13 protein-coding genes are annotated in these 14,544 nt (G+C 43.9%); 5 read left to right on the forward strand and 8 right to left on the reverse strand.

The window, feature by feature from the left end; translation table 11 throughout:
- The first annotated feature begins 164 nt into the window (after window positions 1-164).
- Both EES38_RS14295 and EES38_RS14300 read left to right on the forward strand, forming a co-directional pair.
- A complete protein-coding gene (locus EES38_RS14295; RefSeq protein ID WP_124937893.1) occupies window positions 165-1,271 on the forward strand; it encodes a hypothetical protein in 1,107 nt (368 codons plus the stop codon).
- Window positions 1,272-1,499: 228 nt separating this feature from the next.
- Window positions 1,500-3,146, forward strand: coding sequence for a methyl-accepting chemotaxis protein (locus EES38_RS14300; protein ID WP_124937894.1), 1,647 nt, complete (start codon window positions 1,500-1,502; stop codon window positions 3,144-3,146).
- A 20-nt stretch (window positions 3,147-3,166) separates the two neighbouring features.
- Here the strand turns inward: EES38_RS14300 and EES38_RS14305 are convergent, their stop codons facing one another.
- The 8 genes from EES38_RS14305 to EES38_RS14340 form a co-directional block, all read right to left on the reverse strand.
- Window positions 3,167-4,336, reverse strand: coding sequence for a pyridoxal phosphate-dependent aminotransferase (locus EES38_RS14305; protein ID WP_124937895.1), 1,170 nt, complete (start codon window positions 4,334-4,336; stop codon window positions 3,167-3,169).
- 91 nt (window positions 4,337-4,427) lie between these two features.
- Complete coding sequence (locus EES38_RS14310) at window positions 4,428-4,907, reverse strand: MarR family winged helix-turn-helix transcriptional regulator (protein ID WP_124937896.1); 480 nt, start codon at window positions 4,905-4,907, stop codon at window positions 4,428-4,430.
- 152 nt (window positions 4,908-5,059) lie between these two features.
- Entirely contained in the window at window positions 5,060-5,821 is a 762-nt protein-coding gene (locus EES38_RS14315) for a class II aldolase/adducin family protein (protein WP_124937897.1), read from the reverse strand.
- A gap of 24 nt (window positions 5,822-5,845) precedes the next feature.
- Entirely contained in the window at window positions 5,846-6,814 is a 969-nt protein-coding gene (locus EES38_RS14320) for a ketopantoate reductase family protein (protein ID WP_124937898.1), read from the reverse strand.
- A gap of 46 nt (window positions 6,815-6,860) precedes the next feature.
- Entirely contained in the window at window positions 6,861-7,634 is a 774-nt protein-coding gene (locus EES38_RS14325; RefSeq protein WP_124937899.1) for an ABC transporter ATP-binding protein, read from the reverse strand.
- Window positions 7,631-9,430: a branched-chain amino acid ABC transporter ATP-binding protein/permease gene (locus EES38_RS14330; RefSeq protein ID WP_124937900.1), complete on the reverse strand. Its 1,800-nt coding sequence runs from the start codon at window positions 9,428-9,430 to the stop codon at window positions 7,631-7,633. Before EES38_RS14330 ends, EES38_RS14325 begins: the two co-directional genes overlap by 4 nt.
- Entirely contained in the window at window positions 9,430-10,467 is a 1,038-nt protein-coding gene (locus tag EES38_RS14335) for a branched-chain amino acid ABC transporter permease (protein WP_124937901.1), read from the reverse strand. Before EES38_RS14335 ends, EES38_RS14330 begins: the two co-directional genes overlap by 1 nt.
- 104 nt (window positions 10,468-10,571) lie before the next feature.
- On the reverse strand, window positions 10,572-11,840 hold the full coding sequence (locus EES38_RS14340) for an ABC transporter substrate-binding protein (protein WP_208020457.1): 1,269 nt from the start codon (window positions 11,838-11,840) through the stop codon (window positions 10,572-10,574).
- Between the two features lie 535 nt (window positions 11,841-12,375).
- Between EES38_RS14340 and EES38_RS14345 the strand changes: the two genes are divergently transcribed.
- The 3 genes from EES38_RS14345 to EES38_RS14355 are packed head-to-tail and all read left to right on the forward strand — an operon-like array spanning window position 12,376 to window position 14,513.
- The gene (locus tag EES38_RS14345; RefSeq protein ID WP_124937902.1) at window positions 12,376-13,569 is read left to right on the forward strand and encodes an acyl-CoA dehydrogenase family protein; all 1,194 of its coding nucleotides are present in this window, start codon (window positions 12,376-12,378) and stop codon (window positions 13,567-13,569) included.
- A 55-nt stretch (window positions 13,570-13,624) separates the two neighbouring features.
- A complete protein-coding gene (locus tag EES38_RS14350) occupies window positions 13,625-13,987 on the forward strand; it encodes an IacB protein (RefSeq protein ID WP_124937903.1) in 363 nt (120 codons plus the stop codon).
- Between the two features lie 10 nt (window positions 13,988-13,997).
- Window positions 13,998-14,513 carry a nuclear transport factor 2 family protein gene (locus EES38_RS14355; protein ID WP_124937904.1) on the forward strand — a complete coding sequence of 172 codons (516 nt, stop codon included), beginning with the start codon at window positions 13,998-14,000 and terminating at the stop codon, window positions 14,511-14,513.
- Window positions 14,514-14,544 lie beyond the last annotated feature (31 nt).

Raw genomic sequence — 14,544 nt, forward strand, 5'->3', positions numbered from 1 at the left:
GGATGCAGGTTATTAATTGCATACAAATCATGCAGAAAAGACAATATTATGTGAAATCGCAAAATGTAAACAATTTGCACTTAATATTGGCACGGAATTAGTCTGGGAATTAGTGTATCGTACTCGCAACCAATCAAGTTTAGCGACGAGAACGTGGAGAGATCATGAATAAAGGCGTCATTGGCGGAATTGCAGCCGTAGTTATTGTTGGTGGAGCATTCGCCGCGAATAGCGTAATGAACAGTAAAGCAGAAGAAGCTGTTCAAAATTTGATTGCAGATGCCAATCAAAAGTCGGTAAGTCAGGTAGGGAAATTATCTACAGAGCAAGTGAGTTGTAGTGTGTTGTTTGATGACAGTTGTTCATTGAGCGGAGTCCAATTTAGTAATTACGAGAACCCACAGCAATCGTTCAAAGTCGATATGTTGACCATCTCTGGGATTAAATCTTATCTTGCTGCAGCATCTGAAGGGAGTGACCACGCACTGCCGATGGGTAAGACCAATGTAGGTTTGACACTAAAAGGGATAAGCTCACTTGATGGTAAAACATTAAATGATGTGATCGCGACAGAAAGTCCTAAGTTCTATTCTGCGTTGACTGACGATATTAAAACCGCCTTAGTTGATAATGCGTTTCACATTCAGGCGAATGTTAATAACGATGTTTCAAGTTCTCGTTTTATCTCTGATGATGACGTGACCCTACGTTTTGATAACTTACCACTGTCATTCAAAGCTCAGGTCAAATACACCTATAATGGTGATATGGCGATCTTAAATGACCCGAAAGCAGCAATGAAAAATCAGGCCAATATTATCGGCTTATTGAGTAACTTTACGGTCAACAACCTTTCTGTTGCGGTTGAACAGGGACAATATATGTTCACTGACGTGTTCCACGGATTCTATATCAACTATATTGATCGTTGTAATGATGCTGAACGTTGCACTAAACGCAGCAATCAACCGTTCCCTGAGCCATACAATACATACGAAAAACCTCTGACGTCTGAAGAGTTTGAAGATGCTTTAGTCAAAGTTGTTGATAGTAAGCAGGGCGACATTTATCAGCAGTTTGAGCGTATTGCAAGCCGTTCTATCTTTACTCCTGAAGAGCTACATAAAATTGCTCAGTTTATTGTTAAAGGTGATACCACTATGACGATTAAATTGACCAATAAAAATGACGCACCAGTGATAGGGTTCGCTGATGTGATTGGGCGAGGAATGAAGTCACTGCGTAGCAAAGTGGATGTTGAGATTCAGTAATCGTTAACTACCAATTAGAAAAAGCAACTGGGCGCCAATATGGCGCCTTTTTTATGCGTTTAGTTTACCTTAATTAGCAAATGATAAAAATTTTCATATCCAACTTGATGTAGATCAATTGAGTGCAATCTATCTATTATCAAGGGTGTACTAATATAAAAGCTGGTCGATAAAGAAATACATTCGTAGCGAATAATTGATAATTATTTCAATAAGTAAAGGTGTATCATGAAGAGCATCAGCGTCCGGCTTAAAATTGTATCTATTCTTACTATTCTCGCATTTATCATTCTGGGATATTTCGGTATTTCAGGGATGCGAGAGTCTTCTCATTCAATTGAAAATCTCTATAGCCAAGGGATGCAACATTCGATTCGCTCGGGAAAAATTCTTAATAGCTTAGGGGGGGCAAGAAGTTCTTTGCTGCTCGCGTTCCAACACGATCCCAGCTCTCCATTAGCAAAAATGCATGACCATCCATTATCCAAGCATATTGACGACGTCAAGCATGCTCTAAGTGTTTTGCACTCGATTGTTGATAATGAACTCCTAGCTTCTAAGTTGTCATCATCGGAGAGAACCTTGGTGAATACTCTTGCCAGTAATCTGGATAACATTACTAAGCAAGGATTTGAACCAGCTATAGAAGCGTTGCAGAAAGAAGACTATCTTGATGCGAATAAACTATTACTGCAGAAAATTAATCCTATATTCGTCCAAATAGAAAATGAAGCTAACCTCTTTCTCGATGATCAAATCAAAGAGGGAAAAGCGACGTTTATCGAGTCACAGCAAACGTCACAACGATTTGATTGGATTTTTGGTATTACGACAGCAATTTCTTTGGTCATTATTATGACCATCTCAGCTCGGGTCAGTCGTCGGGTTATCAATGCATCGCATATACTTGAAAATACAGCGACCGCTATTGCGAACGGGGATTTGACGCAGCACATCAAAATTACCAGTACGGACGAGTTCTCGCACATCGCGCAAAATGTAAACCGAATTACAGAGAAGTTTCGGCATGTCGTTGACACCAATCGGATCTCTATCGAACAAATAGCGAGTTCTGCTGAAGAAAGCTCAGCCGTCGCGATTCAAACGCAGAAAAATGTCTCTGAGCAACAGGGGCAAACTCAGCAAATAGCCGCGGCGATTCATGAGTTTAATGCGACAGTACACGAGGTTGCTCAAAGTGCAGCCGCTGCAGCAGAAGCGTCCGATAATGCGGATAAAGCCGCTGAACGGGGACAAGGTGTTGTTCAAGATAGCATGATGATGATTGAGAGTCTTTCTGCGGAAATGCAGGAAGCGGTTAAAGCAATGCATCAACTGGCGGCTCATTCAGAAGAAATTGGTGGTGTAGTTGATGTCATTCAGGGGATATCAGAACAAACCAATCTGCTGGCATTGAATGCTGCAATTGAGGCTGCAAGAGCGGGGGAATTTGGGCGTGGGTTCGCTGTGGTTGCGGATGAAGTGAGAACTCTTGCGAGTCGTACACAAAATTCGACTCAGGAAATTCTGCAGATGGTACAGCGCCTCCAAGATGGCAGTCGAACAACAACGGACAAATTGGAAAAAGGTGCAGAAAATGCGCATGCAACCGTAGAAAAAGCTCGGGTTGCTGCCGAGGCGTTGGTTGAAATTGCGCGAAGTGTGGATCTGATTAATTCAATGAATACCCAAATCGCGACAGCGGCAGAAGAGCAAACGTCGGTAACTGAAGAGATAAATCAAAACATCACTGCCATCAGTGACATTTCTAATGAGACTGCGGCTGGAGCTGAACAAAGTACTCGAGCCACAGAAGAATTAGCCTCACTATCTGAGACGCTACGCAATGAAATTTCAACCTATAAACTGGCGTGATAACGTCTTATGTGGATAATTTACCTTAGTAAAAACGCTCTCAACCGTTCTAAAGCAATGGCGAGTTTGTCATGACTCGCCCCATAACAAAGACGCAGATGACCACTTCCTGCTTGCCCAAATGCTTCTCCTGGTGCGACGCCAACTTTGGCCTGCTTGATCATATCGAGAATAAAGGGCTCACTGTTTTCAGGAAGACCTTCGACTTTGAGAAAAGCATAAAAGGTGGCAGGCATATCGTATAGGGTGACACCATCAATTCCACTGAGTGATGTTTTGACCATGTCCCGAGATTGTCTGAATCTTTCCAGTGTCAAATGTAGAAACTGATCACCCTGAGTTATGGCGGCATACCCAGCAGCCTGTACAAATGCTGGAGCACAAGAGACATTGAATTCAATTAACTTGGTTATGGTCGGACGCAGAGCATGCGGAAGCGTTAGCCATCCCAAGCGCCAGCCTGTCATACACCAAGCTTTAGAGAAACTGTTACAGATAATAATGCGATCCGATTCTTCAAGGTACTCGGCAAAGGAAGGTGCAGCCAAACCTTCATAAACATGGCGACTGTATACTTCGTCAGAAAGTATCCATAATCCCGTTTTGCGTGACAGTTTTACTAAGTCGCGTATTTGCTGATCATCAGCCATCCATCCGGTTGGATTATTTGGAGAGTTTATAATCAATGCTCTGGCGTCTTTCGCTGCTATCTTAAGTTGCTCGATATCCAGTTCAAATCGACCATCTTTTTGTGTCAGCGGGAATTCGATGACCTCGGCATTTAACAGTCTTGGTATTGCCATCAGTGTTGGAAACGCAGGCGTAATGACGACCACTTTGTCTTTGGGTTTGAGTACTGTTTGTGCTGCGAGCATGACTGCATTGGTTCCTGACACCGTGACGACGATATTGTCTTCATCAAAGGTATTATTAAAAAGGTGACTTTGATAATCGGCCAGAGCCCTTCTTAGTGCAGGCATACCGTTATTGGGAGTATAGAGAGTTTGTCCCTGATTAAGACTATCGAACGCAGCCTGACGAATAAATTCTGGGGTAACAATGTCCGATTCACCAAACCAAAGAGGAATAACATCTTGTTGCGTCATACCAAAATTAGCGATGGTTCGAATAGACGATTCGGAGAGGGTTTGAGCGATAGGGCTTATATCATCATGAGCTGACAGCATCATAGAACTCCTTGTTACTATGCCGCTAAATAATAGAGTGAGTGTACACTCTACTATCCACAATCAACTCGTTGATGACAATGGTTTTTCAGTCTTACTCGGGCAAATTGGCAAATAACTGTTCGAGTAATTTGTTAAGGCGTTTGATCTGTGCTTCGGTAATGCCTTTAAAGCTCTGTTTAAAAAGCGGTTCAGTGATATGTTGAATATCACTCAGCGCACTCAGACCTTTTTCTGTTATCAACACCAGTGTCACTCGACCATCTTCCACACTCACTTGTGTTTCAACAAGACCGTCATCTTTCATTCTTTGGATGATTTTGGTCACTGTCGGTAACTTAGCGATAGAGTGCTGAGCAATTTCAGAAACGCTGCATAATCCTTCTTGCTTGAGTGTGGCCAGAATACGCCAGCGAGGAACGTCGAGATTAACCTTTTTCAGGTATTTTTCCATTGCCTGAATATAGCGACCGTGAACTTGAGCTAACCAGTAAAAAGGGAAATCCTCTTTCTGAAAATCATCACTGGAAGGATTGTATCTGTGATTTCTCGATACTTTGGTTTTCTGTGTCATTAGTTAGCCTTGTACGAATTACAACTGGAAACAGGTCGATATAATAGATTCGAAACAAATAATATACAATTCAAGGCGAAATGACGACTTAAACGAGCAGCACCAGAGCAAATTCTGGTGCTGAATTGGGGGAGAGTTAAAGGGAGTATTACTTACCAGCAGGAGCCTTTCTCTGCTTCCATTTTTCTCACCATGGCATTAAAGAACTTGTCAGCAAAGCCGCCATCTTTAATCAACATTTGAGTGAGGTCTGCGCATTTTTGACTGATCTCTTCTTGAAGAGGGACGTCTTTCCCACCCATAGCGCCAGCTGCAAGCTGAATTTCGGCTGCGCGCTGAACTGTCCATAACAGGAAGAAAGTGCGTTCAATATCGAACTCACCTACCGCAATACCGTGGTTCCGCAACACCAAGATATGTTTGTCGCCAAGGCTGGCTAACATGCGAACCTTTTCTTCCTGAAATAGCGTAATGCCCTCAAAACTATGATAGCCAACGCGATTGAATAATTGCGCTCCATAGAAATTATCGTGCGCGAATCCAGCTTCTTTCATCGCGACAGCTGAGACCTCATTCGTATGAGTGTGAATAACACAATGAATGTCACTTCTTGCAGCATGAATAGCCCCATGAAGAGCAAACCCTGCTGGGTTACCATCATAAGGTGAATCATCCAGTTTGTTGCCATCAACGTCCACTTTAATCAAATTTAGCGGGGTAATTTCGGTGTAATTTAAACCAAAAGGATTAACGAGATATTCACCATCCACGTCCGGTAAACGGGCTGAAATATGGTTAAAAATCGTTTCTGTCCAACCAAAAAAATCGATGAGGTGGTAACAGTGTGCTAATTTGACTCTTAGCTCCCACTCTTGTTCGCTGATGTGAGAAGGGCGTGACATTGTTGTGCTCATAAAATCATCCTTTTTTATGTGTTTTTATCCATTTAGTACCTGACGTTGCTCAGCAATAAAGTGAGTTAGATCGAGTACTTGCTTTGTTTTTGGCATTGAGATTCCCACTCGATTTGCCAGTTCTACGACAGCGTAGCCAATAGCGTTGAGCTCGAGTGGCGATCCGGCGTTGTAATCTTGGAGCATCGAAGTTCGGATATCGCCCATACCTTCACCCATTTGCATGATGGTTGGAGGATCGAAACGAATTCTTGCTCCATAGGCGACAGCGGTGAGTAGTACTTCATCGAGCATTTCTCGGACCAGCGGTTTGAGTCGAGGATCACCATACACTTGTGCTAGCGTTGCTTGAGTGACAACCGATAGTGGATTGGAGGTTAAGTTAGCACACACCTTTGTCCAAATTTGGTCGCGAATGTTGTCGACACCTCGCGATTCGATATGAGCTTCCTCCAACAGTTTACGCAGTCTTTCTAGACGTTCACTGAGTTGGTTATTCGGTTCGCCCAATATCATCAAATGAGGATTTTTCGCACTCACTTTACCCGGAGCCATTCGATACGCTGTCATAAACGTTACGCAGCCAATAATTTGCTCCGCAGGCAGCAAGGTTGCTAACACCTTATTAGGGTCGAGTGTCTCAATCGTTTCCTCATTTAAGCCCTGGAAATACCACCATGGTAGGCCATTGATCATAGGAACAATGATGGTCTTAGGCCCGATCATCGGTTGTATTTTTTCTGCAATTGCTTCTAACGCTGTCGTTTTTGTACAAAGGAAAACCACATCCTGAATACCAAATTCATTTGGGTCGTGTTTGGCATTAACACTGACGGTATGTTCACCCTCGAGATCTTCGAGAAAAATACCGTTTGTTTGAATTGCATCCAATGTCTCACCGCGAGCAAGTACATTGACATTTAAGCCAGATTCAGCCAAAAGCGCGGCTAGGGTGCAGCCGATAGCGCCTGCACCTGCAATACAAATTTGCATATAAAAGAATTTCCTTTGTTGGTTTACTAATCTGTTTTTTGTGATGTCAGCCTGTGAGTCTCTCCTGATGTTTACTCGCCAGACCAAGATACACCTCTATAACTCGGGGATCGTTAGACAGCTCTGCGGCTGGACCTTGCATCGAAATACTGCCACCTTCGAGAACGTAGGCGTAATCCGCTACTTTCAATGCTGCTCGGGCATTTTGCTCTACAAGAAGTATCGAGACACCTTGATTTCTTAGGTCGCTAAAGATTTTGAAAATCTCGCGAGTAATTAGAGGTGCAAGACCGAGACTGGGTTCATCAAGCATGAGTAGTTTGGGTTTGCTCATCATAGCGCGACCAATAGCGAGCATCTGACGCTCGCCACCAGAGAGGGTTCCGGCTTGCTGGTGACGACGCTCCCAAAGGCGAGGGAAAAGACTGTAAATTTCCCGAAGCGTAATTTCGTAAGTTTTATCGCCCTTACGATATCGTTGAAAAGCACCAAGTTGTAAGTTGTCTAACACCGACATACTAGCGAACAGCTCTCTTTTTTCTGGAACCAGTCCCAGTCCTTCGCTCACTAAGGCTTCTACCTGAGGGCTGTGGTAAGTTTGCCCATCAAAAATGATATCGCCGTTGGAAGGTAGTAATCCCATAATCGCAGAAAGCAGCGTTGTTTTTCCTGCCCCGTTTGGACCGATAACGGTAACGAGTTGTCCTTCTTTGAGCGTGAAATCGATGCCTGTCAATGCTTCAACCTGACCATAAGAAACACGCAGATTTTTTACCTCTAGTAGGGATTGTTTGGTTTTCAATTGGGTCACCGAACTCATTCTGCGCCTCCTAAATAGGCTTCCATTACGGCTGGGTTTGTCTGTATTTGCTCTGGCAGTCCTTCAGCGATTTTTTCGCCAAATTCCATAACAACAATACGGTCAACCAGGTTCATGACAAAGTCCATGTCATGTTCGACTAGTAAGATTGCCATACCTTGCTCGCGAAGTTTCTTAAGTAGCTCGGCTAGAGCTTGCTTCTCTTTATGACGCAGACCAGCTGCAGGTTCGTCTAAAAGAAGAACCGACGGGTCACTACACAGAGCGCGAGCGATCTCAAGAATACGTTGCTGACCCAAGGCCAGACTGCCGGCTTCATGGCTAAGGTAGTCACCAAGCCCAACACGTTCTAATTGAAATTTTGCTTCCTGAAGAATGCGTTGCTCCTCTTCTCTTTCAATATGAAGAGCGGCACTTAGGACCCCTTGTTGACCACGCATATGAGCGCCTAATGCAACGTTTTCTAAAACGGTCATTGAAGGAAGCAGTTTCACATGCTGGAAGGTACGACTCATCCCCATTTGTGCGACCTGACGAGCTGTTTTTCCTTTAATGCTTTCACCAAGAAAATACACTTCACCGTCGGATGGTGTATCAACAGCAGATAACTGGTTGAACATGGTACTTTTACCGGCGCCATTCGGTCCGATAAGCGCCAATATTTCACCCGCATGCAACTGGAAGCTCACCTGATTGTTGGCAACCAGACCACCAAAACGTCTGGTGACGTCTTTGGCTTCGAGTAATAGCGTGCCTGGTTTTGGCTGTTCGCGACTCTCTAACGATGCTTGACCTGATTTGAAACTAAAGGTTTTCTTTCTTCTCCAGCGAGTAGGAATAAATCGCATTAGTACTGGCCATAAACCTTGAGGGCTTTTCTGCATCATAAAAATAATCAGTAAGCCGAGAATAATGGTTTCGTATTGGCCGTCACTGCCTAAAATTGCGGGTAACCAGTCTTGTAGCCACTGTTTGAGCATCGTTAAGACACCTGCACCCAAAATAGCACCCCAGACATGACCGACACCACCGACTAATGCCATAAATAAGTAGTCAATACCCATGCTTAGGCCAAAAGGTGTCGGGTTCACAAAGCGCTGCATATGTGCGTACAACCAGCCAGAGATGGCGGCGAAGATCGCTGAAATTAAAAAGATAACCATCTTGGAGCGGAACGTATTCACACCCATGGCTTCCGCCATCAATTGACCACCTTTGAGGGCACGAATTGCTCTGCCTTCACGGGAGTTTAAGAGGTTGGCGGTAATAATAACGGCCACAATCAAAATCGCCCAAATCAGATAGAAGATGTGCTCACTTTTCTCTAGGTCAAAGCCAAGCAGGCTCAGTGATGGAAGCCCACTCATACCTGTGTGCCCACCCATAGCGGGTAACGTACCAAACAGATAGTAGATGGAAATACCCCAGGCAATTGTACCTAAAGGCAGGTAATGCCCTGACAGCTTAAGCGTAATTGCGCCAAGAAAAAGAGCGATAGCTGCAGTCAGAACCAGTCCTATCACCAAAGCAAGCCACGGTGAGCCTCCGGCCCATGCCAACCAGGATGGTAGCTGAGCTGTCGTAGTTAAATAGGCTGTGGTGTAAGCGCCCAGACCAACGAATGCGGCTTGACCAAAACTGGTCATCCCAGCAACGCCTGTCAGCAATACCAGTCCTAATACTACTAAGCTATATAAGCCAATGTAATTGAGTAGCGTGACCTGATAACTGGGCAATGCAAACGGAGCGATAACTCCAACAATAAGTAAAATACCGACTAAAACAGGGAGTTTCATTAATCATTCTCCTCTAAAGCATTACTGTTCATCGAACGCCAGATCAGGAATGGAATAATCAGAGTAAATACGATGATTTCTTTATAGTTACTAGCCCAGAACATAGATAGGGCTTCAACTAATCCCACGGCAATTGCGCCGATAGCTGCAAGTGGATAGCTAATCAAGCCGCCGATAATGGCGCCAACGAAGCCTTTTAAACTGATGACAAAACCAGAATCGTAATAGAGCGTTGTAATTGGGGCGATTAAAATCCCCGATGCAGCGCCAATAAAAGTGGCTAACGCGAACGTTATCTTTCCAGCAAAGTCAGGAGAGATACCGATCAGTCGAGCGCCGGTTCGGTTGATAGCGGTTGCTTTAAGTGCTTTGCCATACAATGAGCGTTCAAACGTCAGAAAGAGCAGAACGATCAAGCAAAGTGATACCGCAATAACCCAAAGTGTTTGGCTTTTTAACATGACGTGTCCCAATCGAAACGTCGTGTCTGAAAATGGTTGAGTTCTAGCGCCTTCAGGTCCAAACATCAGCAGGCCAATACCAACCATTGCGACGTGCAGTGCGATAGCGACGATCAGTAAAACTAAAGAAGGTGAATCGGCCAGAGGTTGGAAAAATAAACGATAGATCATGGGTCCCAGAGGTACGATCAAGCCAAGCGTTAACAAGCATTGGAAGAACATTGGCAGCGTATCAAGAGGTAACGTATGTACTAAAGCGACCATCACACCAGAGTAGATGAGCTTGAGTACCATCATTTTTAATTGAGAGGCGCTGAGTCTTGATTTACGTGCCTGATATAAGTCGAAGGCACACGTTGCAATAGTCAGTGCTAATAATAGCCATTCGACAGAGGGGGTTTTCCCTGCCTGAATCATCGCCATTGATAGCGCGCCGAAAGTCACAAACTCACCTAGTGGGATGAGTAAAACTCGAGTGACGGTAAAAACCAGTAAAATAGACATTGCCAGCAATGCGTATATTGCTCCGTTGGTAATTCCATCTTGTCCGAGCAGAACAGCAATTTGAAAATTCATTTCTGATTCCCCGGTATCTTCCTTGAAGTCATCAATAACCGTTTACTCTTTTTCTCATTAAACGGTCGAATAGGGGCTGAGAGCGTCAGCCCCATTTATAGTTGTTATTTTAAAAGAGCCCAATTTCCGTTTTTTACTTCAATGAGTACACGGCCACGCTCGTCAAATCCACTGTGATCTTCTGGCGTCATGTTGTAAACGCCTTGAGTACCAGCCAGCTCTTTGGTTTGTTCAAGTGCTGAGCGAAGTGCACTACGGAATTCTTCTGTTCCGGGTTTACCTGCTTTTAAAGCGGAAGGAATTGCGCTTTCAAGCAATAAGCCTGCGTCATATACGTTGCTACCGAAAGTGGCTGGTGCTTCGTTGTATTTCGCTTTGTAGGCGTCAATGTATTTGGTTGCCATCTCTTTCACTGGGCTATCAGGTACTTCATCCAGCACGAGCATTGAGCTTGCTGCGAGGATTGTACCGTTGACTTCTTTTCCGCCTAATTTAAGGAAAGAGTCCAACGCCGCACCATGAGTTTGATACACCGTTCCTGCATAGCCCTGTTCTTTTAGTGTTGTTTCGGGCATTACTGAAGAACTGCCTGGTGCTGCAATAAGTACCGCATCGGGGTTATTCATTAAGACTTTAAGTGCCTGACCTGTAATAGATGTGTCTTGGCGCTGAAAGTGTTCATCGGCAACAATTTCGATACCCGCTTTGCTGGTCAGTTCTTTCATGACTTTCGACCAGTTCTCACCATAGGGATCAGCGGTTCCGATAAGTCCAATTGTCTTCACACCGGTTTTTTTCATATTTTCAACCAGAGCCGCTGCAATCAGATCATCGTTTTGTGTGGTTTTAAATACCCACTTTTTCTGTTCTGTCATAGGCAACACCACGGCAGCTGTACCGACCGGGGCAAGCATCGGTGTCTTAGATTCAGCTGCAAATTGGATAACGCCCATTGCATTACCAGAGCCACTTGGACCGATAATGGCATCAACTTTGTCGTCGTTGATAAGCTTTTTAAACGCTTTAACGGTTGCAGTTGGATCGCTACCGTCATCGATAGGAATATAAGTAACACTTTCACCATCAATTGTTTTGGGTAACAGAGCTACTGTGTTTTTTTGTGGAATACCCACTAGGGCAACGGGACCAGTACTTGAGGTAACCACACCGATTTTAATATCAGCGTAAGCATTTGGGATTAGCATGGAAGCAGCGATTGATGCTGCGAGTAGCAGTTTCTTCCTTGGCATAAGACTCTCCATATCCATTTGTCTTTTTATGTTGTCGTTATGTGCCTGTTGCACCATGAGTGTGGACATCGTCCACAGAATGTTGAGCATTTCATCTTTGGTGCAGCTCGACCCATCCTGCATGTAATGTGCCACTTTTCACATATTATCCCCTTTTACCCCATGCACGGACATTGTATTTGGATACTTTTCTATGCGTTATTTGTGCAAACAAAACTTGCAAAAATCGAGAGATATCAATGCATCAACAATACTTAATTGTTAAATAAAAAGTTAAATAAATTTACAAAAATAAATGATTAAATTTTATTGATTTAATATTTTTCATCGAATGATGAAAATGACCATTTACAAAATGTTTAAAATTAACTAGTTAATTTAAATAGTTATATAATTCAATTAATTAAGTTTTAATTTTGTTGTTTCTAGTAGAGATTTTCGTAAGGTTTTGTGCCATTTTTTGGTGCAAATTTGAATCAAAATTGTGCAAAAAATCGATTGAAAAATATTTGAAAAATTAATTGACAAATCAACTAAAAAGGCCCCATTTTAAAATAAAGGAAACATATTTATAACAAATGAGTTTCAACGGAACTGAAGCATTAGCCAGACATGATTTGATTCGACTACTGCTCGCTCATTGATTGAGGACCTAACTATGATTCAACAAAGCGCGGTGCCTAAAGCACCGGAGTTAACAAAAACACCAAACGTATATGAACAGATAAATAGCAGTGATTTCGCCGCATTTCTCGACGAGATACGCACACGTTCACGCACTGGTGAATTCGATGAACAACAATTTATTAGTCAGGATGTGATAGAGAAACTACGTGGATTTGGCCTGTATCGCTCTCTGGTTCCTAAACACCTTGGCGGCGACGAAATCACCGCATCGCAGTTTTGTGAAGTGATAGAAACAATAGCAAAAGCGGATGGTTCTACAGGTTGGGTAGCGAGTTTTGCAATGGGTGTGGTTTATCTTTCAGCACTTCCAGAAGAAACACTCACAACACTTTACGTTCAGTCACCTGATCTCGTTTTTGCGGGTGGTATTTTCCCTCCTCATCCAGCGGATTTGACACCAGAGGGCTACAACGTTTCTGGTCGTTGGAAGTTTTCCAGTGGCTGTATGGGCGCAGACGTTATCGGCGTTGGTATTGCTCCCAAAGAAGGCGATAAGTTGGGATTACCAAGAATGGCGGTGATGCCAGCGAAAAAAGCGACGATAGAAAAGACATGGGATGTGACTGGTCTTGCTGGGACGGGTAGCCATGACTTAGTCGTTGAAAATGTCGAAGTGAAAGCCGAATGGACTTTTGTTCGTGGCGGTAAATCGACTCTGCGAGAAACCATGTTCCGTTATCCATCATTGTCTTTTGCGACTCAAGTACTCACGGTTGTCGGTCTTGGTGTAGCGCGGGCAGCTTTAGATGAACTACGAGATATTGCCGCAGGTCGCGCGTCCGTAACGGGAGCCCCGAATCTGGGAGAACGGCCTTTAACTCAGGCAGAAGTGGCAAAAGCCGATGCCGAATTACGTGCTGCTCGCTGCTTCTTCTACAAAGCAATGGACGATGCTTGGGCCATTTTAGAACAGGGCGAAGAGTTGACCGATGAACAAATCAGCCATCTTCGCTTGTCATCAACACATGCCGCTCGAGTCTCAGCCGAAGTCGCCCGTAAAGTTCAGATGCTGTCGGGTATGACAGGTGTTTACCGTAATCATCCTCTATCTCGATTTGTTAATGATGCTCAGGTGGTGACTCAACACGCCTTCATGGGCGATATCACGTGGCAAAACGCTGGGGCCGTCTTTTTCGGGCATAAACCGTTACCAGGTTATCTATAACGAATTCAAATTAATTACTCATTCAATTTATAGCGAAAAGAATTAGGAGAAAGTCATGAGCGATAAGAAACCATTACGAGTACTTTTTTGCATGGGAATCAACCAAAACTTTTTTGATGCACCACGTGAAGAACAGCTAGAAGTTTGGGCTGCTTTCGGCGCGATGTGGAATGGTATTCATGATACCGCGGGCGTGGAAGTGATCGGCAATATGGATGATGACCAAACGATGGTTGGACCTTCTGATCAAGCACCGTGGACAACTTACCTACTGGCGGATGTGGTTGATTATGAAACTGTTACTGCATGCTGCAACTTGTTGAGAACAACAGCGGTAGGGGAAACACCTTACAAGCTATGGCGTTATGTGAAGATCGAAGCTCGCATCGGTCGTGAACTGATCGTTCAACGCGCTTAAGGTGTTCAGTATGCAAGAACTAGAGAGATTACAGAGAAGAATTGATGCGCTGGAGAGCGAGCAAAGCATTCGCTACTGCATTAATCGCTATATGGATTTATGTGATCGACTAAGTCTTGAAACCCCGTTTGATGAACTCGGTGAACTGTTTACCCAAGATGCCATTTGGCAAGGTAAAGGCGCACGGTATGCGAAAAGCTTTGGTGGTTATGCTGGTCGGGAAGAGATAGTCAATATGCTCAAGACATACGCGACTAACCCTCCGCATTTTGCACTTAATGTTCATTATCTGTCCTCGGAAGTCATTAGGGTCGATGGTGACAGTGCAAATGCCAGTTGGAACATGATTCAGGTTTCAACCTTTAATGCTGGTGGTTCTCACCTGAACAGTGCGCGTTTAAGTGTGACTTTTTCCCGTAAAGAGGGGATGTGGAGAATATCCTGTTTCCAAACAGAAAATCTGTTTAGCCGTCCGATTAGTGACTGGAATAGTGAAGCAGAGCTGCCTGTCCCTGAAAGTAAATAAATGAAATGGATTGTGCTTAGTTCAGCGCAAG

Origin of the sequence: Vibrio viridaestus (assembly GCF_003856525.1) — a bacterium.
Lineage (GTDB): Bacteria > Pseudomonadota > Gammaproteobacteria > Enterobacterales > Vibrionaceae > Vibrio > Vibrio viridaestus.